General features: G+C 67.9%; 22 protein-coding genes. 10 read left to right on the forward strand and 12 right to left on the reverse strand.

Going from position 1 to position 25,902, the window contains the following annotated elements; translation table 11 throughout:
- The first annotated feature begins 2 nt into the window (after positions 1-2).
- The gene (locus CWC60_RS13045) at positions 3-800 is read left to right on the forward strand and encodes an enoyl-CoA hydratase/isomerase family protein (RefSeq protein ID WP_164516528.1); all 798 of its coding nucleotides are present in this window, start codon (positions 3-5) and stop codon (positions 798-800) included.
- A 103-nt stretch (positions 801-903) separates the two neighbouring features.
- Here CWC60_RS13045 and CWC60_RS13050 read toward each other — a convergent pair whose 3' ends face one another.
- The gene (locus tag CWC60_RS13050; RefSeq protein ID WP_109794384.1) at positions 904-2,367 is read right to left on the reverse strand and encodes an amidase; all 1,464 of its coding nucleotides are present in this window, start codon (positions 2,365-2,367) and stop codon (positions 904-906) included.
- 99 nt (positions 2,368-2,466) lie between these two features.
- On the opposite strand from CWC60_RS13050, the gene CWC60_RS13055 reads away from it, so the two are divergent.
- From CWC60_RS13055 to CWC60_RS24285, 7 genes are all read left to right on the forward strand, one after another.
- Positions 2,467-3,606, forward strand: a complete 1,140-nt coding sequence (locus CWC60_RS13055) for a glycosyltransferase (protein WP_109794385.1) — start codon at positions 2,467-2,469, stop codon at positions 3,604-3,606.
- 2 nt (positions 3,607-3,608) lie between these two features.
- Complete coding sequence (gene hpnC / locus CWC60_RS13060; RefSeq protein WP_164516529.1) at positions 3,609-4,454, forward strand: squalene synthase HpnC; 846 nt, start codon at positions 3,609-3,611, stop codon at positions 4,452-4,454.
- The gene (gene hpnD, locus CWC60_RS13065; protein ID WP_109794387.1) at positions 4,451-5,305 is read left to right on the forward strand and encodes a presqualene diphosphate synthase HpnD; all 855 of its coding nucleotides are present in this window, start codon (positions 4,451-4,453) and stop codon (positions 5,303-5,305) included. Before hpnC ends, hpnD begins: the two co-directional genes overlap by 4 nt.
- Positions 5,302-6,579, forward strand: a complete 1,278-nt coding sequence (gene hpnE / locus CWC60_RS13070; RefSeq protein ID WP_109794388.1) for a hydroxysqualene dehydroxylase HpnE — start codon at positions 5,302-5,304, stop codon at positions 6,577-6,579. Before hpnD ends, hpnE begins: the two co-directional genes overlap by 4 nt.
- Before the next feature lie 28 nt (positions 6,580-6,607).
- Positions 6,608-8,563 carry a squalene--hopene cyclase gene (shc, locus tag CWC60_RS13075; RefSeq protein WP_109794389.1) on the forward strand — a complete coding sequence of 652 codons (1,956 nt, stop codon included), beginning with the start codon at positions 6,608-6,610 and terminating at the stop codon, positions 8,561-8,563.
- Between the two features lie 100 nt (positions 8,564-8,663).
- Positions 8,664-10,133, forward strand: a complete 1,470-nt coding sequence (locus CWC60_RS13080; RefSeq protein ID WP_109796298.1) for a VWA domain-containing protein — start codon at positions 8,664-8,666, stop codon at positions 10,131-10,133.
- A gap of 112 nt (positions 10,134-10,245) precedes the next feature.
- On the forward strand, positions 10,246-10,374 hold the full coding sequence (locus CWC60_RS24285) for a hypothetical protein (RefSeq protein ID WP_277422328.1): 129 nt from the start codon (positions 10,246-10,248) through the stop codon (positions 10,372-10,374).
- A gap of 17 nt (positions 10,375-10,391) precedes the next feature.
- Here the strand turns inward: CWC60_RS24285 and CWC60_RS13085 are convergent, their stop codons facing one another.
- Entirely contained in the window at positions 10,392-10,844 is a 453-nt protein-coding gene (locus CWC60_RS13085; protein WP_109794391.1) for a GNAT family N-acetyltransferase, read from the reverse strand.
- Positions 10,845-10,918: 74 nt separating this feature from the next.
- Entirely contained in the window at positions 10,919-14,635 is a 3,717-nt protein-coding gene (locus CWC60_RS13090; protein ID WP_109794392.1) for a vitamin B12-dependent ribonucleotide reductase, read from the reverse strand.
- Positions 14,636-14,901: 266 nt separating this feature from the next.
- On the opposite strand from CWC60_RS13090, the gene CWC60_RS13095 reads away from it, so the two are divergent.
- On the forward strand, positions 14,902-15,486 hold the full coding sequence (locus CWC60_RS13095) for a HupE/UreJ family protein (protein ID WP_109794526.1): 585 nt from the start codon (positions 14,902-14,904) through the stop codon (positions 15,484-15,486).
- Positions 15,483-16,079, forward strand: a complete 597-nt coding sequence (locus CWC60_RS13100; protein WP_164516530.1) for a HupE/UreJ family protein — start codon at positions 15,483-15,485, stop codon at positions 16,077-16,079. Before CWC60_RS13095 ends, CWC60_RS13100 begins: the two co-directional genes overlap by 4 nt.
- On the opposite strand, the gene CWC60_RS13105 is transcribed toward CWC60_RS13100, so the two are convergent.
- From CWC60_RS13105 to CWC60_RS13145, 9 genes are all read right to left on the reverse strand, one after another.
- Positions 16,069-16,722 (reverse strand): DUF6064 family protein, encoded by a 654-nt coding sequence (locus CWC60_RS13105; protein ID WP_109794394.1) that lies wholly within the window; start codon positions 16,720-16,722, stop codon positions 16,069-16,071. The genes CWC60_RS13100 and CWC60_RS13105 overlap by 11 nt on opposite strands.
- On the reverse strand, positions 16,722-17,630 hold the full coding sequence (locus CWC60_RS13110; RefSeq protein ID WP_109794395.1) for an aldo/keto reductase: 909 nt from the start codon (positions 17,628-17,630) through the stop codon (positions 16,722-16,724). The genes CWC60_RS13105 and CWC60_RS13110 overlap by 1 nt, the downstream gene beginning before the upstream one ends.
- A gap of 157 nt (positions 17,631-17,787) precedes the next feature.
- Positions 17,788-18,651, reverse strand: coding sequence for a DMT family transporter (locus CWC60_RS13115; RefSeq protein ID WP_109794396.1), 864 nt, complete (start codon positions 18,649-18,651; stop codon positions 17,788-17,790).
- Positions 18,648-20,177, reverse strand: coding sequence for a DHA2 family efflux MFS transporter permease subunit (locus tag CWC60_RS13120; protein ID WP_109794397.1), 1,530 nt, complete (start codon positions 20,175-20,177; stop codon positions 18,648-18,650). Before CWC60_RS13120 ends, CWC60_RS13115 begins: the two co-directional genes overlap by 4 nt.
- A 31-nt stretch (positions 20,178-20,208) precedes the next feature.
- Positions 20,209-20,952: an SDR family NAD(P)-dependent oxidoreductase gene (locus CWC60_RS13125; RefSeq protein WP_109794398.1), complete on the reverse strand. Its 744-nt coding sequence runs from the start codon at positions 20,950-20,952 to the stop codon at positions 20,209-20,211.
- Positions 20,953-21,051: 99 nt separating this feature from the next.
- On the reverse strand, positions 21,052-21,984 hold the full coding sequence (locus CWC60_RS13130; RefSeq protein ID WP_109794399.1) for a 2-hydroxyacid dehydrogenase: 933 nt from the start codon (positions 21,982-21,984) through the stop codon (positions 21,052-21,054).
- On the reverse strand, positions 21,981-23,588 hold the full coding sequence (locus CWC60_RS13135; protein WP_109794400.1) for an ABC transporter ATP-binding protein: 1,608 nt from the start codon (positions 23,586-23,588) through the stop codon (positions 21,981-21,983). The genes CWC60_RS13130 and CWC60_RS13135 overlap by 4 nt, the downstream gene beginning before the upstream one ends.
- Entirely contained in the window at positions 23,585-24,673 is a 1,089-nt protein-coding gene (locus CWC60_RS13140; RefSeq protein ID WP_109794401.1) for an ABC transporter permease, read from the reverse strand. Before CWC60_RS13140 ends, CWC60_RS13135 begins: the two co-directional genes overlap by 4 nt.
- Positions 24,666-25,769, reverse strand: a complete 1,104-nt coding sequence (locus CWC60_RS13145) for a microcin C ABC transporter permease YejB (protein WP_109794402.1) — start codon at positions 25,767-25,769, stop codon at positions 24,666-24,668. The genes CWC60_RS13140 and CWC60_RS13145 overlap by 8 nt, the downstream gene beginning before the upstream one ends.
- Positions 25,770-25,902 lie beyond the last annotated feature (133 nt).

The following is a 25,902-nucleotide window of genomic DNA, read 5'->3' on the forward strand; positions in this document are numbered from 1 at the left end:
TCATGGCGGATCTGGAAACCACCATCGAGAACGGCATCGCGCGGGTGGTGATGAACCGGCCCGACGCGCGCAACGCGCTGTCGATGGACATGCGGGCGATGATGTCGGAGACATTCCACGAACTGGAAAAGGACGACAGCGTGCGCTGCGTCGTGCTGGAGGGCGCGGGCGACCACTTCATGGCCGGCGGCGACGTCAAGAACATGCACGAATATCTCAAGACCGCTTCCGGTCCGGAGATCGAGAACTACTTCGTCAACCGCATCCACAACCTGCATCCGATCATGTTCGCCATGCGCCGGATGCCGAAGCCGATCGTCGCCAAGGTGCGCGGCGCGGCCGCCGGCGCCGGCGTCTCGGTCGCCGCGGCCTGCGACCTGATCATCGCCGCCGAAAGCAGCTTCTTCACGCTGGCCTATGTCCACATCGGCACGACGCCGGACGGCTCCGCCAGCTTCCACCTGCCGCGCGCCATCGGCATCAAGAAAACCATGGAGATGACGCTGCTGGGCGACCGCTTCACGTCGCAGCAGATGGCCGATCACGGGCTGGTCAACTTCGTCGTGCCCGACGCGGAGCTGGACGACGAGACCGACCGTCTGGCCACGCGCCTCGCCAATGGCCCGACCTTCGTCTACGGCCAGGCCAAGAAGCTGATGTACCGCAGTCAGCAGAACGAGTTCGAAAGCCAGCTGCAGATGGAGGGCGAGATGTTCGCCTCCTGCGCCAGCCGCCAGGACTACCGGGAGGGCGTCGCCGCCTTCGTCGAGAAGCGCAAGGCGAAGTTCACCGGCAAGTAGCGTATGGCGGAATTCCGCGACCCCGCCCCCTCCCCTTCCCTCCCCCTTGGCCAAGGGGGAGGGTGGTCGAGCGAGAGCGAGGCCGGGTGGGGGATGGACCGCCCTACTCGTAGCCCTTCGGGACCTGAACGCCGCCGAAGGCCTGCTCCAGCAGGTGGGCGAAGCGGATGGTCGTCAGGTCGCCCATGTACGGCCCGACGATCTGCACGCCCAGCGGCAGGCCGCTCTTCGCGCCGAGGCCGATGGGCGCGACCGTGCCCGGCAGATAGACCGCGCCCGAAATGCCGGCCCAGAAGAGCTGGTCGTTGTAGCCGGCCTTGCGGCCGTTGATCTCGAGCTCCCGCACCTCCCTGGGCTGGTCCTCGTTCCGCGGGAACGCGGCGGAGGCGGCCTGCGGGCAGAGCAGCAGGTCGAAATCGCGGAAAAACGCCGCCCACTTGTCACGGTAATCGTAGCGGCGCCGGTCGGCCGCAGCCCAGTCGTAATAGGTGATCGTGCCCGCCCGGGCGTTCATGGCGAAGTAGCTGTCGTCATCGTCCTTCAGGTTGGCGACCAGTTCCTGGAATTCGCGATAGGCGTCCAGGGGCAGGCGGCTGTGGGTGACCGGGCGGAACAGCCGGAAATAGTCGAGGTGATATTCGAACCAGTCGACGTCGATCGGATCGCGTTCCTCGACCGTCGCGCCCGCGGCCTCCAGCCGCCCGGCCAGATCGCGCAGCGCGTCCTGGTACTCCTGCTCCACGTCCGAGACCGGCGAGGTCGTCATCAGGCAGACGCGGAAGTCGCCCAGATCGTCCTTCTCCGGCTTCGGCAATTCGAGCTTCCAGCCCGCGCCGTAGACGGGGTCGTCGCCGGCGACAGCGAGCAACGCCGCCTTCAGGTCCCGGGCCGAGCGCGCCAACGGGCCGCAGACCGCAATATCGGAGGGCGCCATGGACGGCGCCTTCCAGTGCCCGCGCTTGGGCACGATGCCGTAGGTCGGCTTGTGGCCGAAGACGCCGCAGAAATGCGCCGGATTGCGCACCGACGCGCCGATGTCGGAACCGAACTCCAGCCCGGTCAGGCCCGCAACGAGCGCCGCCGCCGAGCCGCCCGAGGATCCGCCGGGCGTCCGCGAAGGATCCCAGGGATTGCCGCAACTGCCGTAGACCGCGTTGTAGGACTGCCAGTCGGTGAGATTGAGCGGCACGTTGGTCTTGCCGAAGACATTGGCGCCGGCGCGCTTGATGCGCTCCACGACCACCGAGTCCGCTTCGGCCACGTTCTCCGCATAGGCCGGGTCGCCCCAGGTCGTCCGGAAACCGGTGAGGTCGTAGCTTTCCTTCACCGTCATCGGCACGCCGTGGAAGGGGCCCAGGGAATATCCGCGGCGCTGCAGCCGGTCGAGCCCTTCCGCCGCGTCCCGCGCGCCATCGAAGTCGTCGGCGATGACGGCGTTGATCACCGGGTTGAGCCGCTCGACGCGGTCCCTGAAATGCTCCAGCGCCTCCACGGCGCTGGTCCGGCCCTCGCGGATGTCCTCGGCAATTCCCAGCGCGTCGCGGCGATGCAATGGCGTGGCGGCCATGCGGCTCCCTCCCGTGTTCTTCTTCTACCGGGCGGCAGTTTCGGCGATTTGCGCAGGGCGCGATAGCCCGTCCCGCGCGCCCCTGCTATCAAGCCGCGCATGGACGCTCTCGCCCTCATCGTCGGCCTTTCCGCACTCGCCTGGCTTTACCTGCTGGCGTTTCACGGCCGCTTCTGGCGCGCCGCCGAACGGTTGCCGGACGATATCGAGACGCCGGGTGCCTGGCCCCCGGTCGCGGTCGTCGTGCCGGCGCGCAATGAGGCCGATGTCGTTGGCGAGACGGTGCGGCGGCTGGCGGCGCAGGACTATCCGGGCGCCTTGCGGATCGTCGTCGTCGACGACCGCTCGGAGGACGGCACCGGCGAGGCTGCCCGCGCCGCCGCCGACACACGTACCGCGGTCCTGCGCGCCGGGGAACGGCCGGCAGGCTGGGTGGGCAAGGTCTGGGCAATGGAACAGGGCCTCAGGCATCTGCGCAGCCTGTCCGAACAGCCCGACTGGATCCTGTTTACCGACGCCGATATCCATCACCCGCCGGATTCGCTCCGCCGCCTCGTCGCCTTCGCCCTGGACGACGACCGCGATCTCGTCTCCCTGATGGTGAAGCTGAAGGTCGCGACATTCTGGGAGCGGCTGCTGGTTCCGGCCTTCGTGTTCTTCTTCGCCAAGCTCTACCCCTTCGCCCGGGTCAACGATCCGGCGGACGGGACGGCCGCCGCTGCCGGCGGCTGCATGCTGGCGCGGCGGACAATTGTCGAGAAGGCGGGGCTGATGGAGAGCATTCGTGACCGGCTGATCGACGACTGCGCCCTGGCGCGCGCGGTGCATCACGCCGGGTCGGGGCGAATCTGGATTGGCCTGACCGAAACCGTCGAAAGCGCCCGACCCTATGACGGCCTGAAAGGCGTCTGGCAGATGGTGGTGCGTTCGGCCTTCACGCAGCTCCGCCATTCGCCGCTGCTGCTGGCCGGCACGGTGATCGGCATGGCTTTTCTGTATCTCGCCGGACCCGTGGCGCTGGCGGTCGCGGGCGCCGGCACCGGCCTCGCCGCCTGGGGCCTGATGGCATTGGCCTTCGTGCCCATGCTCCGGCTCTACCGCCAGCCGGTCTGGTTCGCCCCCCTTCTCCCGCTTGCAGGCTTCATGTACACGCTAATGACCATCGACAGCGCCGCCCGGCACTGGCGCGGCAGGGGCGGCGGCTGGAAGGGCCGCTATCAGGCGAGGAAGAAGGCGTGAGCATGGCTGCGGTAGAGACGCCGTCGGGCAAGGGCGCGGGGGACGAGAACTTCCCCGTCGGTTCCTTCCTGCTGCCGAAGCCGCTCCGCCCGCATGTCGCCTGCTTCTACACCTTCGCCCGCGCCGCAGACGACATCGCCGACAACCCGGCGCTCACCCCGGAGCAGAAGATCGCGCGCCTGGACGCCTTCGACCGGGCGCTGGTGCAGGGTTCCGGCGATCCGGACCTCGCCAGGGCGGACCGGCTGCGCGACAGCCTGGCCGCCTCGGGCGTGGCGGATGTCCATGCCCGCGATCTGCTGCGCGCCTTCAGGCAGGACGCGGTCAAGACGCGCTACGAAAGCTGGGACGACCTGATGGCCTATTGCCGGCTGTCGGCCTCTCCGGTCGGGCGCTATCTGCTCGACCTGCACGGCGAGGACCCGGCGGATTACGCCGTCTCCGATCCGCTCTGCGACGCGCTGCAGGTGATCAACCATCTGCAGGACTGCCAGGACGACTACCGTGAGATGAATCGGGTCTACCTGCCGCAGGACTGGCTGGCCGAGGCCGGGACGGACGTCACGGCGCTGGATGCGCCGGCCACAAGCCCGGCGCTGCGGCAGGTGCTGGACCGGTGCCTCGACGGCTGCGAGGAACTCATGGACCGCGCGCGGTTGATGCCGGGGCAGTTGAAGTCCCGCAGGCTGGGCGCGGAATCGGCGGTGATCGTCGCGCTCGCCGACCGCCTGACAGGGGAGCTGCGCCGCCGCGACCCGCTGGCCAAACGCGTCGCCTTCGGCAAGCCGCGAATGGCGCTGATCGCGCTGGGCGCGCTGGCGCGCTTCCACCTGGGCGGGCGCAGATGAACGAGGAGGAATTGCGCGCGGCGCAGGCGCACGCCGAGCGGATCGTCAAGGCGTCCGGCACGTCCTTCGGGCTGGGGATGCGGGTGCTCCCGGAAGCCGAGCGCCGCGCGATGTACGCCGTCTACGCCTTCTGCCGGGAGATCGACGACATCGCCGACGAGCCGGGCGAGGAACAGGCCAAGCGCGACGCCCTGGACGAATGGCGCCGCGAGATCGACGCCCTCTATCAGGGCCACCCCACCCGCCCCACGGCGCAGGCGCTGCTGCCGGCGGTGGACGCCTACGAACTGCCCCACGGGGAGTTCGTGGAACTGATCGAGGGCATGGTGATGGACGTCGACATGGACTTCCGCCGCCGCACCTGGCTGGACCATGACGGCCTGCATCTCTATTGCCGGCGCGTCGCGGGCGCCGTGGGCCTGCTGTCGGTGCGCATCTTCGGCGAGCCGGACGCGACACAGTTCGCGCTGGCCATGGGCGATGCGCTGCAGCTCACCAACATTCTCCGCGACATCGGCGAGGACGCCGCCGAGGGCCGGCTCTACCTGCCCATCGAAATGATCCGCGAACAGGGCATCACCGCCGAAGAACCGTCGGAAATCGTCCGCGACCCGCGCCTGAAACCCGTCTGCGAAGCGATCGCCGGGGAAGCCAAACAGCGCTTCCGCGACGCCGACGAACTGCTGGCCCGCCATGACAGGCGCAAGCTGAAACCGGCGCTGATCATGGGATCGGTCTATCGCGGCTATCTGGAACGGCTCGAGACGCGCGGCTTCGGCGACCCGGCCGCGCCGGTCCGCCTGTCGAAATTCGCCAAGGCGGGCCGGGCGCTGCGCGCCTGGCTGGGATGACCGCCGCCCGCGCCCACGTCGTCGGCGCCGGCCTGGCCGGTCTGGCGGCGGCGCTGTCGCTCTCGGCGGCGGGACGGCAGGTCACGATTCACGAGACCGCGAGCCGCGCCGGCGGGCGCTGCCGCAGCTATCACGATCCCTTCCTCGACCGGGTGATCGACAACGGCAACCACCTGATGATGTCGGCCAACGCCCACGTCTTCGCCTATCTCGACGAGATCGGCGCGCGGGATCGCGTCGAGGTGACCAGGCCCGCCCGCTACCCCTTCGTCGACGTCGCCACTGGCGAACGCTGGACGCTCAGGCCCAATGCCGGCCGCCTGCCGTGGTGGATCCTGAAGCGCTCGCGCAGCGTGAAGGGCGCGCGCCTGGGCGACTGGCTCGACGGCCGGAATCTGCTCGCCGCCGGCCCGGAGGCGACGGTCGCCGATTGCCTGAAGACCGACACCGTGCTCTGGCGGCGCTTCTGGGAGCCGCTCACGGTCGCGGCGCTGAACATCGCGCCCGACGAAGGCGCGGCGGCGCTGCTGGCCGAAGTCTACCGCCGTACCTTCGCGAGGGGCGAAAAACACGCCCGGCCGGTCTTCGTCCGCAACAACCTGGCCGAGGCGCTGGTGGAGCCGGCGCTCGCCGAACTGACGCGGCGGGGCGTCGAGATCCGCTACCGCACCCGAGTGCGCGGGATGGAAGCGGACGGGAACCGGGTCGTCGGCCTGAGCGCCGGCGACGACCGGCTGGAGATCGGCGCGAAGGATGCGGTCGTGCTCGCCGTGCCGTCCTGGGCCGCTTCGGACCTGCTGCCCGGCCAGGCGGTCCCGGCGGGTGCCCGGATGATCCTGAACCTGCATTTCCGCCTCGATGCGCCGCCGGACCCCGGAATTCCGCCGATCACCGGTCTGACCGGCAGCCTGGCGCAGTGGCTGTTCATCAAGGGCGACATCGCCTCGGTGACGGTCAGCGCCGCCGACGCCTTCGCCGACACCCCGGCCGAGGAGATCGCGCGCCGGATCTGGCCGGAAGTCGCGGTGGCGCTGGGCCGTTCCGGCGCGGCCGAGCCGCCCGGCCGGGTGGTGAAGGAGAAGCGGGCGACCTTCGCCGAGACGCCGGCCAACGAACGCCTCAGACCGGGGCCCCGGACCCGGTACGACAACCTCGTTCTCGCCGGCGACTGGACCGCCACCGGCCTGCCGGCGACGATCGAAGGGGCGATCCAGTCCGGCCGCGCCGCGGCGGACGTTCTGACGGCCGGTCATGCGCCCGGCAATCTTGCCTGAATCCGGCTTTGCTGCTACGCAGCATCCCATGGCGGACACGGCTCTGAAACAGGCGGAGAACGGGCCGCGCGTCGACCTGGATGCGCTGGAGGATCTGATCGCGGATACGCGGTCGGAATACCTGAAGCTGCAGCGTGACGACGGTCACTGGATCTTCGAGTTCGAAGCGGACGCGACGATCCCGGCCGAGTACGTCATGCTCAATCATTATCTCGACGAGATCGACGATCCGCTGGAAGCGAAGATCGGCGTCTATCTGCGCCGTATCCAGTCGGACGAGCACGACGGCTGGCCGCTCTACCAGGACGGCGCGATGGATCTCTCCTGCACGGTGAAGGCCTATTACGCCCTGAAGCTGATCGGCGACGATCCGGATGCGCCGCACATGCGCCGGGCGCGCACGGCGATCCTGGCCGCCGGCGGGGCGGAGCGCGCCAATGTCTTCACGCGGATCGCGCTGGCCTTGTTCGACCAGGTGCCGTGGCGGGCCGTGCCGGCCATGCCGATCGAGATCATGCTGTTGCCCGAGTGGTTCCCGTTCCACCTGTCGAAGGTGAGCTACTGGTCGCGCACGGTGATCGCGCCGCTGCTGATCATGATGGCGAAACGCAAGCTGGCGGCGAACCCGCGCGGCGTCGACATCCGCGAGTTGTTCCGCACCCCGCCCGAGGACGTCCGCGACTACAACGTCAACCCGACCGGATCACCCGTCGGCAGCTTCTTCCTCAGCCTGGACAAGCTGGTCCGGCGTGCGGAGCCGCTGTTCCCGAGGAACAAGCGCGAAAAGGCGCTGCAGGAGGCGCTCGCCTTCATCAAGCCGCGGCTGAACGGCGAGGACGGGCTGGGCGGCATCTTCCCCGCCATGGCCAACACGGTGATGGCGTTCGAGGCTCTGGGCATCCCGAAGGACGACCCGGACCGGAAGATCGCCCGCGCGGCGGTGGACAAGCTGATTCTCGACCGCGGTTTCGAGGCCTATTGCCAGCCCTGCCTGTCGCCCATCTGGGACACGTGTCTGGGGATGCATGCGCTGCTGGAAGCCGGCGAGGCGCCGGACAGCGGACCGATGCTGCAGGCCGCCGACTGGCTGCTGGAGCGGGAGATCACCGACGTCGTCGGCGACTGGGTCTGGAAACGCCCGGACCTGAAGCCCGGCGGCTGGGCCTTCGAATACTGGAACGACCACTACCCGGACGTCGACGACACGGCCGTCGTCGTCATGGCGCTGCACCGCATGGACGCCGAACGCTATCGGGGAGCCATCGGGCGGGCGGCGGAGTGGGTCATCGGCATGCAGTCGTCCAATGGCGGCTGGGGCGCCTTCGACGCCGAGAACGACCGCCAGTACCTCAACGCCATTCCCTTCGCCGACCACGGCGCGCTGCTCGACCCGCCGACCGTCGACGTCACCGCGCGCTGCGTCTCCATGCTGGCGCAGATCGGTCATGACATCGGCAGCCCGCCCGTCGCCCGCGGGCTGAAATTCCTGCGCCGCGAGCAGGAGAAGGACGGCAGCTGGTACGGCCGCTGGGGCGTCAACTACATCTACGGCACCTGGTCGGCGCTTTCGGCGTTCAACGCCTGCGGCTACGACATGAGCCGCCATTTCGTCCGCCGCGGCGTCGACTACCTGCTGTCCATGCAGCGCGACGACGGCGGCTGGGGCGAGGGCTGCGAGAGTTACGAGGCGGGCGGCCGCGGCTTCGCGCGCGGCAGCACGCCGTCCCAGACCGCCTGGGCCCTGCTCGGCCTGATGGCGGCCGGCGAGGTGGATCACCCGGCAGTCGCCCGCGGCATCGGCTATCTGATGCAGGCGCCGCGCGACGGCGCAAAATGGGACGAGGATCTCTATACCGGCGTCGGTTTTCCGCGGGTGTTCTATCTCCGCTATTACGGCTACAGCGCCTATTTCCCGCTCTGGGCCATCGCGCGCTACCGCAATCTGAAGCGGAAGAACGACCGCAAGGTGGCGTTCGGCATCTGACCGGCGCATGGCGGCTCCCGCCGGGCGCCGCTTTCGCCCCGCCCACCGTTCCGATAAACAGTCGGCGTCGTCCGATGCGGACCGACCAGGGGAGACATCCGTGATCACGCCGATGCTGGCCGATTTCCTGAAGGCGCTGCGCGAGGCCGATGTGCCGATCTCGCCCGCCGAGACGCTGGAGGCGCACCGCGCCATCGACATCGTCGGCTGGGGCGACCGCGACCTGCTGAAGGACACGCTGGCCGTCACGCTGGCCAAGTCCGAGTTCGAGAAGGAGCGCTTCGACGACTGCTTCGAGCGGTTCTTCGCGGTCGACGAATTCGACACCGACGAGGCCGAGCGCCAGCCGGCGAACGACGACGACCACGAGCCGTCAGAGGACTCCGCGGGGTCCGGCCTGCCGGGCGAGGGCGGCGGCGAGGGCGGCGAGGGTGAAGGCGGCGGCGGTGGCGCGGGCGGTCAGCCTGGGGAAACCCCGGGGGGTGCCGCACCGGGCGAGCTCTCCGAACTGTCCCGCATGCTGCTGGAGAACGACCGCCCCGGCCTGGAGACCCGCATGGCTCAGTCGGCGGAGGTCTCGGGCGTACGCGATATCGTGTTGTTCACCCAGATCGGCCAGTTCACCCGCCGCATCGCCGAGGGCATGGGGCTGCAGGAACTGGACGACGATCTTTCCGAACTGCGCGACGCAGGACTGGCCGGCGACGGACGGGCCGAGGCGCTGGGCCAGCGGCTGAACGCGCTGCGTGGACGGATGATGGAACGCATCCGCGACTACGTCGAACAGCAACTCGCCCTGCAGGCCGCCAACAAGAGCCGCCGCGTGCGCGAGGAACTGCTGGAACAGATGCGCCTGACCAATGTGGAGCGGCGCGACTACCTGGTCATGCAGAACCTGGTGCGCAAGATGGCCAGGAAGCTGGTCGTGCTGCATTCCCGGCGCAAGAAGAAGTCCCACCGCGGCCAGCTCGACATCCGCCGCACGCTGCGCAAGAACCGCGGCTATGACGGCATGATCGTGGAGCCGCAATGGCGGCGGACCAGGATCGACCGCCCGGACGTGCATGTGCTCTGCGACGTTTCCGGCTCGGTCGCCAATGTCGCGCGCTTCCTGCTGATGTTCCTCTATTCGCTGCAGGAGGTGTTGCCCAAGGTCCGCGCCTACGCCTTCGCCGGCGAACTGCGCGAGGTCACGAAGCTGTTCGAGACGCGGCCCATCGAGGAGGCGGTGGCGAGCGTGCTGGAGGATTTCGCCTACATGCCGACGGACTACGGCCGGTCGCTGATGGATTTCCGCGACATCGGGCTGGACGACGTCGACTACCGCTCCACGGTGATCATCCTGGGCGATGCCCGTTCCAATTACTCCGATCCGAAGACGGAGGTGGTGCGCACGATCTACGACCGGTCCAAGCGGCTCATCTGGCTCAATCCGGAAGGCCGCAACCAGTGGGGCACCGGCGATTCGGAGATGCTGCGCTATGCGCCCAACTGCCACCAGGTGGAGGTCTGCAACTCGCTGCGCCATCTGGAACGGATCGTCGACCGGGTGCTGCGTTCCGCCCTCTGAGGCGGCCCGACATTCAAAAACACCATTACTTTCTGTGAGTTACCGGTCGCCAGGGTTGGATGGCCGCGCCTGCACTCCCATCTGTCGGGGACAAGGAAGAAAGGAGTGGACCATGACCTCCGAAAAACTGAATGTCGAAGAGGCCCGTCAGGGTGAGACGTCGGGCCATGTCCGCGCCATGCTTGTCGGCGGCGTCGCCGGCGCCGTGATCGCGCTGGCCATCGCCTGGGCCTTCTTCTAGGGCAATCCCCGGATCCGTCAGAGATCGAGCTTCATGCCGGCATGGGAATGGACGAAGCCCAGCCGCTCGTAGAAACGGATGGCATCGGCGCGCCTCAAATCGGACGTGAGTTGCGCCAGCGCCGCGCCGTCCGCGCGCGCCCGCTCGATCGCGTGACGCAGCATCCGCTCGCCCAGTCCCTGCCCGCGCGCCGCGCCCGCCACGCGCACGCCCTCGATCTGGGCGCGCAGCATGCCGCTCCGTGAGAGCCCCGGGATCAGCGTGTACTGAAGACAGCCCATGACCGCGCCGCCCTCGTCGACGGCGAGGATGTAGTCGTTGCCGGTCTGCGCCTGCATGGCCCTCAGCGCCGCGCGATAGGGTTCGAGATCGGACGGGGTCTCCCGCGCCCTGCCCAGCCCGTCATCGGCCAGCAGCGCGGCTATGGCGGCGAGGTCGTTCTCGACGGCGCTGCGGAAGGATATGTTCATCGCCGGCCCTCAAAAAAGGGAAACGGCGCCACCCGTGAGGATGACGCCGCATTCCGTTCATCCGTCCCCGAAGGTCAGGAGCAGCCCGTGGTCGCGCCGCAGGTGTCGCATTTCAGGCAGGTGCCGTTGCGCACCAGGGTGAAGTTGCCGCACTCGTCGCAGCTGTCGCCCTCATAGCCTTTCATGCGCGCGACCGCGGCCTGCTGCGCCCGCCCGTCGCCGCCGCGCACCACCGCCGGCGATTCGCCGGAACCGATGGCGACCTCGGTATAGGTCGATGTCGCCATCGCGGCCGCGCCGCCCGCGGCGCTGCCGGCGGCCCACATCGCCTCGGCAGTCTGCTCGACCGCCTGCGTCGTCTGTTTCCGCTTGTCGGGATTGAGCACGTAGAGGTTGGAGCGGACATAACCGGTCGAGGCGACTTTCATCACCGCTTCCAACGCCTCGTCGGTGGCCCGGACCTCCTTCGCCGCGGTCGCGGGCAGCTCGCCCTCGTGGGCGCCCTGGCCCAGCGCATCGGCGCGCAGATCGTTCGGCTCCACATGGGCGAGATCGTTGCGCCCCATGTAGCTCACCGCCAGCTCCCTGAAGACGTAGTCCAGGATTGAGGTAGCGTTCTTGATCGCCTCATTGCCCTGAACGATGCCATTGGGCTCGAAGCGCGTGAAGGTGAAGGCCTCGACGAACTCCTCCAGCGGCACGCCGTACTGCAGGCCGATGGAGATGGCGATGGCGAAGTTGTTCATCAGGCTGCGGAAGGCGGCGCCTTCCTTGTGCATGTCGATGAAGATCTCACCCAGCTCGCCGTCGTCGTACTCGCCGGTGCGCAGGTAGACCTTGTGGCCGCCGACCAGCGCCTTCTGGGTGTAGCCCTTGCGCCGGCCGGGCAGACGCCGGCGTTCGTGCACCAGCACCTTCTCGACGATGCGCTCGGCCACCACCTGCGCCTTCTCCGCCAGCGGCGCATCCGCCAGGGTTTCTTCCAGGCTCTCGCCGTCCTCCTCGAGCGCGATCGCGCTCAGCGGCTGAGAGAGCTTGGAGCCATCGCGGTAGAGGGCGTTCGCCTTCAGGCCCAGCCGCCAGGACAGCATGTAGGCTTCCTTGCAGTTCTCGACCGTCGCCGAGTTCGGCATGTTGATGGTCTTGGAGATGGCCCCGGAGATGAACGGCTGGGCCGCCGCCATCATCCGGATGTGGCTTTCCGCGGACAGGTAGCGCTTGCCGATGCGGCCGCAGGGATTGGCGCAGTCGAAGACGGGCAGATGCTCGTCCTTCAGATGCGGCGCGCCCTCCAGTGTCATCGCCCCGCAGACATGGGTGTTGGCGGCCTCGATGTCGGCCTTGGAGAAGCCCAGCGCCGAGAGCACGTCGAAGCTGAAGTCATCGAGCTGTTCAGGCTCGAAGCCCAGCACGCGCAGGCAGAAATCTTCGCCGATGGTGTACTTGTTGAACGCGAAGCGGATGTCGAAGGCGCTCTGCAGCCCCTCCTCGATGCGCTCCAGCACCGCCTCGTTGAAGCCCTTCTGCATCAGGCTTTCGAAGTTCACGCCCGGCGAACCGTCCAGGGTGCCGTGGCCCACGGCGTAGTTGATGATGTCCTCGCACTCCGACTGGCTGTAACCCAGCTTCGCCAGGGCCGCCGGCACGGTGCGGTTGATGATCTTGAAGTAGCCGCCGCCTGCGAGCTTCTTGAACTTCACCGTGGCGAAGTCGGGCTCGATGCCGGTGGTGTCGCAGTCCATGACCAGACCGATCGTGCCGGTCGGTGCGATCACGGTCGCCTGGGCATTGCGGAAGCCGTTGATCCTGCCCAGATCAAGCGCCCGGTCCCAGGCCCGGCGCGCCGCCTCGACCAGATCCTGTTCGGGGCAGTCCGCCGCTTCCAGCGGCACCGGCGCGATGGCCAGATCCTCGTAGCCGTCGGTTTCGCCATAGGCGGCGCGGCGGTGATTGCGGATCACCCGCATCATCGCGTCCGCATTGTTGGCGAAGCCCGGGAACGCGCCCAGTTCGCCCGACATCTCGGCGGATGTGGCGTAGGATTCGCCGGTCATCAGCGCGGTGATCGCGGCGCAGATCGCCCGGCCCTCGTCGGAATCGTAGGCCAGACCCATGGACATCAGCAGCCCGCCGATATTGGCGTAGCCGAGGCCCAGGGTGCGGTACTTGTAGCTCAGCTCCGCGATCTCCTTCGACGGGAACTGCGCCATCAGCACCGAGATTTCCAGTGTCACGGTCCAGAGACGGACGGCGTGCTCGAAGGCGGCGATATCGAACCGGCCCTCGGCGTCGCGGAACTGCATCAGGTTGAGCGACGCCAGATTGCAGGCCGTGTCGTCGAGGAACATGTACTCAGAGCACGGATTGGAGGCGTTGATCCGCCCGTCATTGGGGCAGGTGTGCCACTCGTTGATCGTGGTGTCGTACTGGACGCCCGGATCGGCCGAGGCCCACGCGGCGTAGCAGACCTTCTCCCACAGTTCCTCGGCCGGCAGCGTGCGCGCGACCTCGTCCACGGTGCGGTATTTCAGCTTCCAGTCGCCCTTCTGCTGGACCGCGTTGAGGAAGGCGTTGGGGACGCGCACGGAGTTGTTGGAGTTCTGGCCGGAGACCGTCAGATAGGCCTCCGAGTCCCAGTCCTTGTTGTAGACCGGGAAGTCGATTTCGCGGTAGCCCTGACCGGCGAACTGGATGACGCGCTGTATGTAGTTTTCCGGGATCACGGCCTTGCGGGCGGCGATGATCTCGGACTTCAGCGCCGCGTTCTCCTTCGGATCCAGGCGGCGCTTGTCGTCGGGCGCGAAAGCGTCGTTCCAGCACGCGGCGATGATCAGGTTGAGGTGCTTGTTGGCGAGCGTCGAGCCGGAGACCAGCGCGGCCACCTTCTGCTCCTCGACCGCCTTCCACATCACGTATTCCTCGATGTCGGGATGATCGAGGTCCACGGTAACCATCTTGGCGGCGCGGCGGGTCGTGCCGCCGGACTTGATGGCCCCGGCGGCGCGGTCGCCGATCTTGAGGAAGCTCATCAGGCCCGAGGACTTGCCGCCGCCCGACAGGGGCTCGTTGGCGGCGCGGACAGACGAGAAATTGGTGCCGGTGCCGGAGCCGTACTTGAACAGGCGCGCTTCGCGGACCCAGAGGTCCATGATGCCGCCCTCGTTCACCAGATCGTCGGAGATCGACTGGATGAAGCAGGCGTGGGGCTGCGGGTGTTCGTAGGCGCTGCGGGACTGGGTGAGCTCACCGGTCTGGAAATCGACGTAGTAATGGCCCTGGGCGGGGCCGTCGATGCCATAGGCCCAGTGCAGGCCGGTATTGAACCACTGGGGCGAATTGGGCGCCGCCATCTGCCGGGCCAGCATGTAGCGCATCTCGTCGAAATAGGCCTGGGCGTCGGCTTCGGCATCGAAATAGCCGCCCTTCCAGCCCCAGTAGGTCCAGGCGCCGGCGAGACGGTCGAAGACCTGCCGCGCGTCGGTCTCCCCGCCGAAACGGCGGTTCTTCGACAGTTTCGCCATGCCATCCTCGTCGGGTGCGCGGCGCTGCAGCCACAGCGGTACGTCGTCCTCGGCGACCGGCACGGTCTTCGCGGGTACACCGGCCCTGCGGAAGTATTTCTGGGCCAGGATGTCGGCGGCCACCTGGGAGAACTGCCGCGGCACCTGGAGCTCATCGAGCCTGAAGACGATCGAGCCATCCGGATTGCGGATTTCGCTGGTCGTCGTCCGGAATTCGATGGCGTCGTAAGGCGACGCGCCCTCGGTCGTGAATCGACGCTCGATACGCATGATACTCCCCCCTTCTGGTGCCCGCTTCGGCCCGGAATTTCCCTGATTTGCCCCGCGGCCGCCCCCAGCTCTGGTGTGCTGAGGGTCAGTCCGACCACTACATATTGGGAGAAGCGTAGACTCACCGTCAACAGGAAAAAGCTAGATATGGTGTGTGACGTCCCGAGAACGCGGAAATCTGGGCGTCCAGGCGCTTTCGCTTGCCAACTTTCGCAAACCGGGGCAGCTTTTGCGCCGGCCCCGCCGACACCATGATGGAACTCGCCATGATCCGCATCCTGTCCACCGCTTTCGCGCTCTGCCTGCTGGCGGCCGCGCCGGCCCTGGCCCACGAAGGCGGCGGGGCTGGCGGCGGCCTGGTGAGCGGCTTCCTGCATCCGATCCTCGGCTGGGATCATGTCGCCGCGATGGTCGCGGTGGGGCTCTGGGGCGCGTTCCTGGGCCAGCCGGCCATCTGGCAGCTCCCTGTGGTCTTTCCGCTCGTCATGGTCTTCGGCGGCATTCTCGGCATCGCCGGCGTGCCGGTGCCGCAGGTCGAGACCGGCATCGCCGCCTCGGCCCTGATCCTGGGCGTTCTCATCGCCCTGGCCGCGAAGCCGCCGCTCTGGATGGCGTGGATCGTGGTCGGGCTGTTCGCGATCTTCCACGGCCATGCCCATGGCACCGAACTGCCCGAGGCGACCAGCGCCGTGACCTATTCCATCGGCTTCGTCGTCGGCACCGGCCTGATGCACCTGGTGGGCATCGGCTTCGGCCTGCTGGCGCGCTGGCCCGAGGGCCGCATCGCGGTGCGGGCCGGCGGCGGCGTCATCGCCCTCGCGGGCCTCGGGTTCCTGACCGGCACGCTTTGAGCCGGGGCTGGCGCGACCAACGGATCGCGGCGGCGGCCCTCGCCGCCGTTCTTCTGCCTGCGCCCGCCCTCGCCCACAGCACGATCGAGGGGATCGACGCCGTCTATGGCGGCTTTCTGCATCCCTATTTCGTGCCCCAGCACCTGCTGGCGCTGATCGCGCTGGCGCTGCTGGTGGGCGTCATGAAGTGGCGCGCCGCCGCGATCGCCCTGCCGGCCTACCTGCTTGCGCTGGTGCTGGGCCTGGGGCTCGGCGCGGCGGGCCTGCCGCCGCCGGAGCCGCTGATCGCCCTGCTGGCGCTGGCCATGCTGTGCGGCGCGGGCGCAGCCGCCGGCCTCCCGTCCCTGCCCGCCCTGGCCGCCATCGCCGGCGTGCTGATCGGCCTGACGGTGGGTCTGGATTCGGTTCCCGAGTCCGGGGTCCGGTTCGACGTGCTGGCGGCCACCGCCGTCGGCGCGGCCATCCCGCCGGTCTGGCTGGGCTGTCTGCTGATCCGCTTCCGCCGGCCCTGGCTCCGGCTGGCGACGCGGATCCTCGGCGCCTGGGTCGTGGCCGCCTCGGCCATGGTGCTGGCGCTGACGCTCACCGCCTGAGGACCAGCGCGGCCAGGCCCGTGACCGCCGCCAGCGCCGGTATCGCCGCCTGCCAGGCGCCGTCCATCGCGTGGAGCGTGAGCGCACTGCCGGCGCACCACAGCAGGGGCAGCGGCGCGAGCAGCACTACCCAGCGCAGCGGGGCGACGAGAACGACGATGCCGAGAGTCGCCATCGCCGTCGGATCGGGCGCGACGCCGACGATCTCGGCGCCCGCGATCGGCCGCCCGGCGATGACGGCCGTCAGGGGATGCAGCGCCACGGCGTAGACCAGCAGCCCGCGGCCGAGCACGGCGCCGCCCCGGTATTCCCTGCGCCAGGGCCTGAGCGCTGCGGCGGCGAGCAACAGGCCCTGGAGCGCGAAGAGCGGCGCGACATACTCCATGGCCCAGTTGATCGGGGCATAGCTCAGCCAGACGAACCGCCACCCCACCCAGAGCCAGGCGGCGGCCATCACCGCCAGGACAAGGGCGCGCCGGCGCGGTCCCGGCCACAGCAGCAGGACGATCGCCGCAAGGCCGAGCGCCAGCGTGACCGCGGGCAGAGGCCAGAGCGCCCGGTTCGCCAGTTCGAACAGCCGCCAGTAGACCTCGGCCGAGAACATCAGGAAATCGCGCAGGCTGTAGGTGGACCAGTCCGCCATCAGAGATCCCGGAAATGCCGCACGATCGCGCGCCGCTGACGCTCGTCGGGCAGGACGCCCCTGGCCGCAGCCTTGTTCTGCCGGACATGGTCGACGCGGGTGGTCGCCGGGATCGTCACGGTCACAGCCGGATGGGAGAGAATGTACTTCAGGATCACCTCCGGCCAGGCGTCCGCGCCGAGGTCCCGGGCGACGGCCGGCAGCGGCGCGCCCTGCAGCCGGCGGATCAGCGCGCCGCGCCGGAAGGGCCGGTTGACGATGACGCCGATCCCCTTCTCGCGCGCCAGCGGCAGGATGCGGTCTTCGGGATCCGTGTCGGCGACATTGTAGCTGAGCTGCACGAAATCGATCGGACGCTCCCGCATGATCCGCTCCAGCAGGTTGTGGCGGCGGCCATGGGAGGTGGTGATCCCCACGTAGCGGATGCGCCCCTCCGCCTTCATGGCGAACAGGCGCTCCAGGTGCTCCTGCCAGGCCAGCAGGTTATGCACCTGCATGACGTCGAAGCCATCGACCCGCCACTCGGCGCGGGATTCGGCGATCTGCTCCGGTCCCTCGTCCGGCGAGGAGGTCCAGACCTTCTCGGCCGAGAAGAGCGTCTCGGGAAAGCCGAGCTTCTCCAGGCCATGACCGACAGTGTTCTGGGAGGAGCCGTACATCGGCGAGGAATCGATCATGCCGCCGCCCTCGTCGAAGAAGGCGGCCATGACGGCGGCGCACTGTTCCAGCAGGCGCGGGTCGCGGCCGACATTGAAGGTAATCCAGGTGCCCAGGCCCACCGCCGGCACCGCCTCGCCGGTCGAGGGGACGCGGCGCGTCGGACCGGGCGCGGCCTGACCGATCGCCGGAACGGGCAGGACGGCGGCGGCCAGCGCGCCGAGAAGCATCCGTCTGCGGCTGATCCTCATGGTCCGCGCATCCCCTTCCATGATTGCCTGCGGGATCCCTCCCCGTGGTGTGACGTCACACAAGCAGGGTCCGCGCATCCCCTTCCATGATTGCCTGCGGGACCATATTGGTTCGGGACCGCGCCGCGGCGAGCGCACGATCGCTTGAGCGACGGCGTCAGGCGGGAAGGCGGCGCTCGCGTCTCAATCCGATCAGCGTATGGACAATCAGGGTGGCGAGGATGATCAGCCCGCCGATGAAACCCAGTTGCGTCGGCGCCTCGCTCAGGACAAGCCAGACCCAGAGCGAACCGAAGACCGTCTCCAGCAACAGAATCAGCCCGACCTCGCCCGCCGGCAGGTAACGCGGGCCGAGACTGATGGCGACATCGGCCAGCGGAATGAAGACCAGCCCGGCGGCCAGCACGGCGAACCAGGCGAGGCCTGTTGCCGGCTCCTGAATGAAGAAGACTGCGGGCGCGCCGGCCATGAACATGCCGAGCGTGATTGCCGGTATCATGTTCACCGCCCGTGACTTGCGGATCACCACGAAGGCCAGTGAGATGCCGATGACGCAGATCAGGGCGAAGAACTCGCCGAGCCCGGCGTTCAGCGAAATCTGCTCCCCCGCGACCAGGGCGACGCCGCCCAGCGCGACGACGGAGGCGACCCAGGTCCGCGGCGCCACCCGCTCGCGCAGGAATATCCGGCCGAAGATCGAGGAAATCAGCGGCGTGGTGGCAATGATCACCAGCACGTTCGCCGCCGCCGTATAGGTGTTGGCGGCGACGAAACAGTTGTTGGTCACGCCATAGAGCACGGCCACCAGAATGCCCGGCCGGCCGATGGCGCGCATGCGGGCGAGGAATTCCCCGCGCCACCAGAGCGCCATCCCGACGCTCAGGGTCAGTCCGACGAACAGGCCGCGCCAGAAGATCACGGCTGGCGCCGGCAGCCCCGACATCTTGACGAGCAGCGCATCAGGGCTGAGCGCCATGACGCCGGCGACCATGATCAGCAGTCCTTTCTGGCGCTCGGTCATTTCGCGTGCCCCTGCCACTTGACCATCCAGAAGAACGGTATCGTCGCCAGCGAGATGATGGCGAACAGATAGAAGGCGTTGATGTAGCCGACCATCAGCGACTGCCGCGTGATCTCACCGGCCATCGCGGCGAGGCCGCTTTCGCTGTCGATGTTCCAGCCGCCGATCACGGATGGAAAGCGCAGCACGTCGTTCATCGGCGAAATCTCCTCGGCCATGTTCGAATAGTTGTACTTCGACGTCCGTATGACCACCGCGACACTGACCGAGATGAAGAAGCTGGAGCCGAAATTGCGGATCAGGTGAAACACCGAGCTGCCTTCGCCGGCCTTTTCGGGGCCCAGCGTGGCGAACGCGACCTGGGTGACCGGCACCCAGCAGAGCCCGACGCCCAGGCCCTGCATGGCGCTGGTCCAGGCGACGTCCCAGCTGGTCAGGTTGATGTCGAAGCTGGCGATGTAGAGCCCGGCGACGCCCTGAAGACCGAATCCGACGGTCATCCAGAAGCGCGGATCGAGCCGCGAGGCCCAGATCATGACGATGAATCCGACCAGCGTGCCGAGACCGCGGGTCGCCAGCAGCCAGCCGATGGCGCCCTCCGGAAAGTCGCGCAGCTGCTGCAGCATGGGCGGGAACAGCACCATCGGCGTGAAGTTGAGCATGCCGAAGATCAGGATGAAGAACATCCCGAAAGCGAAATTGCGGTCCTTCAGCATCTGGAAGTCGAGGAAGGTCTTCTTCGACGAGGTCAGGCTGTGGCTGACGAAGATCCAGAAGGCGAGGGCCGCGATGCAGGCCTCGATGATGATCTCCGGGCTTTCGAACCAGTCGGCCCGCTCGCCCCTGTCCAGCATCAGCTGGGTCGCAGCCACCGCCACGCTGAGGGCGAGAAAGCCTGTCCAGTCGAGGCGCGCCTTGCCCGGAACGTCGAGATCCCGCACGAACATCAGGATGCCGACGATGGCGACGAGGGCGCAGGGCACGACCATGAAGAAGACCCAGCGCCAGCCATAGGTCTCCGACAGGTAGCCGCCGAGCGTCGGCGCGATGATGGGACCGAGAACGACGCCGACGCCGAAGACCGCCATCGTGGAGGCGTGTTTCTCCCGCGGGAAGGCCTGCAGCACGATGGACTGGCTGCCCGGCACCATCGGCGCGCCGAACATGCCCTGCAACACCCGGTAGAAGACGATCTCGGGCAGCGAGTTGGCCATCCCGCAGGCCAGCGTGGCGCCGGTGAAACCCAGCGCCGAGATCAGCATCACGCGGCGCTGGCCCAGCCTGGCGATCAGCCAGCCGGTCATCGGCGTAACCACGGCGGTGGCCACCAGGTTGAAGGTCACGACCCACGCGATCTGGTCGGTGGTGGCGCCGAATGCGCCCTGCATCTTGGGCAGGGCGACATTGGCGATGGTCACCGTCATCGCATAGAGCATGGTCGACATGGTCAGCGTGAAGATCAGGCACCCGCGCTCGAACGGGGTCATGGTCTGCGTCGGCGCCGGCTGACCGTCGGCCACGCTCATTCGGCCGCGGCCGGATGTCCGCCGCCCCGCCTCACGTCCTGAGCGTCAGGCCGCCGTCGACGGTCAGGCTGTGGCCGGAGACGAATCCGGCGTCGTCCGACGCCAGGAACAGCGCCGCGCGGGCGATGTCGAGCGGATCGCCCAGCCGCCGGAGCGCAGCCTTCTTCGCCCAGATCGCCGCGATATCCTCGTTGGCGAAGCTCTGCGCCGTCATGCCGGTCTGGATCGCGCCCGGCTCGATGCAGTTCACGGTGATGCCGAACTTGCCGAGCTCCAGCGCCAGGGTCCGGGTCATGCCCACGACCCCGGCCTTGGAGGCGCAGTAGGCGGTGAGCCCGTAGTCGGTCATGCGCGCCATTACCGAGGCCGTCGAGATGATGCGGCCGGCAGGGCTGTCCTTCAGGTGCGGAATCGCCGCGCGGGCGAGCTTGAAGGCCGAGGTGAGGTTGACCGAGATGGTGATGTCCCACTCGCCGTCGGTCATGTGCTCGCCCAGCGCGTTCCGGCTGACGCCCGCATTGTTGTAAAGGATGTCGAGCCGGCCGAACCTGCCCACGGCGGCGTCCACGATCTTCTCGGCCGCATCCGGCTCGGCGATGTCCTGCTCCATCGCAGTGACGTAGGAATGGCCGTGCCTGGCGGCGAGATCCGTGCCCGGCCGGTCAACGGCCAGCACCATTGCGCCCTCGCGGGCGAAGAGATCCGCCGTCGCCTGTCCGATGCCGCTCGCCGCGCCGGTCACGATCGCCGCGCGCCCTTCCAGTCTCAAAGCCATGAAATGCCTCCCCTGTCCGTGGTCGCGGCCAGTCTATTGATCGCGGTCGGGGATAACACCGGTCATTGTGCATGAGGCGGATGCGCCGGCCAGCCCGCCTCAGTAGCCCCGCTTCGGGTCCACGGTATTGAGCAACGGCTCGCCGGCCCGGTCGCGGCGGATGTTCCCGATCACCTGGTCGACCAGCGCGCGGGGATCGGAGAAGGCGGCGATGTGCGGCGTCACCGTGACCCGGGGATGGTCCCAGAAGCGGCTTTCGGGCGGCAGCGGCTCGGTGCGGAAGACGTCCAGCGTGGCCTCGGCGATCTGCCCGCTGTCGAGAGCGGCCAGCAGGTCTTCCTCGACCACGTGGCCGCCGCGGCCGGCATTGATGAAGGTCGCGCCCCGGGGCAGGCCGGACAGGAGATCCGCATCGACGATGCCCTCGGTCGCCGGGGTCAGCGGCAGCAGGCAGACGAGGATCTCGGTCCGCGCCAGGAAATCCTTCAGCCCGTCGGCGCCGTGGAAGCCGGTGACGCCGTCGATGGCCTTCGGCGTCCTGGACCACCCGGCGACATCGAAGCCCAAAAGGCCCAGGTGTTTCGCGGCGTCGCCGCCCAGTTCCCCCAGGCCCATGACGCCCACCCTGCGCTCGCCGGCGTGCGGCTGCGGCAGTTCGCGCCATTCATGCGCCTTCTGCAGCCGGTCGTATTCGCGGTGGCGGCGATGGTGCATCAGCACGTGCATGACCACCCATTCGCGCATGCGCAGCGCCATGTTGGGATTCACCACCCGGCAGATCGGCACGCCCTCGGGCAGTTGCGCATCGGCGAAGATGTGATCCACGCCCGCCCCCAGGGAGAAGATGGCGCGCAGGTTGGGCAGTCCGGCCAGCAGGCCGGTCTCCGGCTTCCAGACCAGCGCGTAGTCGATCTCGGCCACATCGCCGGTCTCGGGCCAGGTGCGGAAATCGAGGTCCGGCATTTCGGCCAGCAGGGTTTCCCGCCACCAGTCGTCCCGGTCGGCGTGCGAAGCGAACAGCAGCACCGTCATTTCATCGACCTGTTCTCGAACGCGGCGGTGATGAGCTGTTTCGTGTAGTCGGTCTGCGGATCGTCGAATATCCGGTCCACGCCGCCTTCCTCCACGACCTTGCCGTCCTTCATGACCATCACGTGATCCGACATGGCCCGGACCACCTTCAGGTCGTGCGAGATGAACATGTAGGCCAGGCCGTGGCGGTTCTGCAGATCGCGCAGCAGGTCGACGATCTGCGCCTGCACCGACATGTCCAGCGCCGAGGTCGGCTCGTCCAGGACGATGAACTTCGGCTTCAGCGCGATGGCGCGGGCGATGGCGATGCGCTGACGCTGGCCGCCGGAGAATTCGTGCGGATAGCGGTCCTGCATGTGGCCTTCCAGCCCCACCTCCTCCAGCGCCGCGGCGACGGCGCCGCGGCGCTCCGCCTTCGGCCCGGCCATGTCGTGGATCAGCAGCCCTTCCTCGATGATCTGGCCGACCGAAAGCCGCGGACTGAGCGAACCGAAGGGATCCTGAAAGACGATCTGCATCCGCCGTCTGAGCGGGCGCATCTGAGAGAAGCCATAGCCGTCGATGCGCTCGTCCTCGAAGGCGATGGGGCCCTCCGAGCGGATCAGGCGGAGCAGGGCCAGGCCGAGCGTCGTCTTGCCCGAGCCCGATTCGCCGACGACGCCGACGGTGCGGCCGGCGGGCACCGAGACGTCGATGCCGTCGACCGCCTTCACATGGCCGACGGTGCGCCGGAAGATGCCGCGCCGGATCGGGAACCAGACCTTCAGGGCCTCGGCAGCAACCACCGTCTCGGGCGTCGGGCCGGACCGCACCGGCTTGCCCTTCGGCTCGGCGGAAAGCAGCATCTTCGTGTAGTCGTGTTCCGGGTGGTCGAAGACCCGGGCGGTGGGCCCGTGCTCGACGATCTCGCCGTCGGTCATGACGCAGACCTTGTCGGCGATGCGGCGCACGATGCCCAGATCGTGGGTGATGAACAGGATCGCCATGCCGAGATTCTTCTGCAGGTCGATCAGCAGTTCCAGGATCTGCGCCTGGATGGTGACGTCCAGCGCCGTGGTCGGCTCGTCGGCGATCAGAAGGTCGGGCTCGTTGGCCAGCGCCATGGCGATCATCACGCGCTGGCGCTGTCCGCCCGAAAGCTGGTGCGGGTAGTCGGCCAGGCGGCCTTCCGGATCGCGGATGCCGACCAGATCGAGCAATTCGATTACCCGGCCTCGCGCCTGCTGTCGGGCAACGCCGCGATGAATGGTGAGCACCTCGGCGATCTGTTTCTCGACGGTGTGCAACGGGTTCAGCGCCGAGAGCGGTTCCTGGAAGATCATGGAGACCCGCCGGCCGCGGATCGTCCGCATCAGCGCCTCCGGCGCGTTCAGCAGTTCCTCCCCCTGCAGGCGGATGGAACCGTTCGGATGACTGGCCTGGGGATAGGGCAGAAGCTGCATCACCGAGAGCGCCGTCACCGATTTGCCGGAGCCTGATTCGCCGACCAGCGCCAGGGTCTCGCCCTTGTCGATGGAGAATGAAACGTGGCGCACCGCCTCGATCGCCGTCGGCCCGGCGCCGAACGTGACCGAGAGATCGTCGACCTGCAGCAGCCGGCTCATGTGAAGGTCTTCCTCGGATCGAACGCGTCGCGCACGGCCTCGGCCATGAACATCACCAGCGTCAGCATGAAGGAGATCACCAGGAAGCCGGTGATGCCGAGCCAGGGCGCCTGCAGGTTGGCCTTGCCCTGGGCCAGCAGCTCGCCCAGCGACGGCGAACCGGGCGGCAGGCCGAGGCCCAGCAGGTCCAGGGCGGTAAGCGAGGTGATGGCGCCGGTCAGGATGAAGGGCATGAAGGTGATGGTGGCGACCATGGCGTTGGGCAGCAGGTGTTTGAACATGATCACCGCATTGGAGACGCCGAGCGCCCGCGCCGCGCGGACGTAATCGAAGTTCCGCGCGCGCAGGAACTCCGCGCGCACCACCGCCACCAGCGCCGTCCACGAGAACACCAGCAGGATCGCGAGCAGGGTCCAGAAGCCGGGCACGAACAGCGCAGAGAAGATCAGGATGATGAAGAAGAAGGGCATGCCTTCCCAGATCTCGATGAAGCGCTGGGCGACGAGGTCCAGCCAGCCGCCGTAATAGCCCTGCACCGCGCCGGCGGCGACCCCGATGATGGTGGAAAGGATCGTCAGCATGATCCCGAACAGCACCGACAGACGGTAGCCGTAGATCACCCTGGCCATCACGTCGCGGCCCTGGTCGTCGGTGCCCAGCCAGTTCTCGGCCGATGGCGCCTGCGGGAACGGGCCCTCGGCCTTCGGCGTGCGGTAGTCGTATTCGATCAGCGGCCAGAGGGCCCAACCGCCGCCGGCCTCCAGCGCTTCCTGGAAGAACGGTTCCTTGTAGTTCGCCTCGGTCGGCAGGAATCCGCCGAATTCCTCGTCGGTGTAGACGAACAGGATCGGGAACTTCAGCTCGCCCTCGTAGGAAACGACAAGGGGCCGGTCGTTGGCGATGACCTCGGCGAACAGACTCAGGACGAAGACCACCAGGAACAGGATCGTCGACCAGTAGCCGCGCCGGTTGCGGCGGAAATTTTCCCACCGGCGGCGGTTGATCGGCGTGACCCGCAGGCCCAGCACGCGGTGCACCGCGGTGCCCGAATAGGTCTCGGGGAGGGTATCGGCGGTATCAGACATCGCGGCGCTCGAAATCGATGCGCGGGTCGACGAAGGCGTAGGTGATGTCGCGGATGATGGTCATCACCAGCCCCAGCAGGGTGAAGGCATAGAGCGTGCCGAAGACCACCGGATAGTCGCGGTTGACGACGCTCTCGAAGCCCAGCCGGCCGAGACCGTCCAGCGAGAACAGCACCTCGATCAGGAATGTGCCGGTGAACAGCATGGCGATGAAAGCGGAGGGAAAGCCCGCGATGATGATCAGCATGGCGTTGCGGAAGACATGGCCGTAGAGCACGCGCCGTTCGGTCAGTCCCTTGGCTCGGGCGGTCTGGACGTACTGCATGTTGATCTGATCGAGGAAGGAGTTCTTCGTCAGCATGGTCAGGTTGGCGAAGGCCCCGATGGTCAGCGCGGCGACCGGCAGGCAGATGTGCCAGAAATAGTCGGCGATCTGCCCCATGGTCGAGAGTTCGTCGTAGTCCTCCGACACCAGGCCGCGAAGCGGGAAGATCTGCCAGTAGGAACCGCCGGCGAAAAGCACGATCAGCAGCACGGCGAACAGATAGGCCGGAATGGCGTAGCCGATGACGACCACCGTCGAGGTCCAGACGTCGAAGGGCTGGCCGTCCTTGACCGCCTTGCGGATGCCGAGCGGAATGGAGATGGAATAGGCCAGCAGGAAGGACCAGAGACCGAGCGAGATGGAGACCGGCATCTTGTCCAGCACCAGGTCATAGACCGTGCGGTCCCTGAAATAGCTCTCGCCGAAGTCGAAGACGGCGTAGTTCCCCAGCATGATCATGAAGCGTTCGTGCAGCGGCTTGTCGAAGCCGAACTGCTTCTCCAGTTCGGCGATGAACTCCGGGTCGAGCCCCTGCGCCCCGCGATAGGAGCTGTCGCCCTGCCCCGCGGCCTGGGAGGATCCCCCCGATGTCTCGGTGCCGCTGCCGCCGGTGACCCGCGCGCCGGCGCCGACGGCCGTGCCCTGGATTTCCGCGATGATCTGCTCGATCGGCCCGCCCGGCGCGAACTGGATGATGATGAAGTTCACCAGCATGATGGCGAACAGGGTCGGGAAGATCAGCAGGATGCGGCGCACCAGATAGGCGATCATGCGATGCGCCTCCCGGCCCGCTCAGCCTCCCGCCCCCTGGAAGAGGGACGGCCGGGGAAGGGGTGGAAACCGCCCCTCGATCGCGACGGTCGCGCCCCTCCCGGCGCTACGCGCCGACCTCCCCCCATCCGGG

This window comes from Minwuia thermotolerans (genome assembly GCF_002924445.1).
Classification (GTDB): domain Bacteria; phylum Pseudomonadota; class Alphaproteobacteria; order Minwuiales; family Minwuiaceae; genus Minwuia; species Minwuia thermotolerans.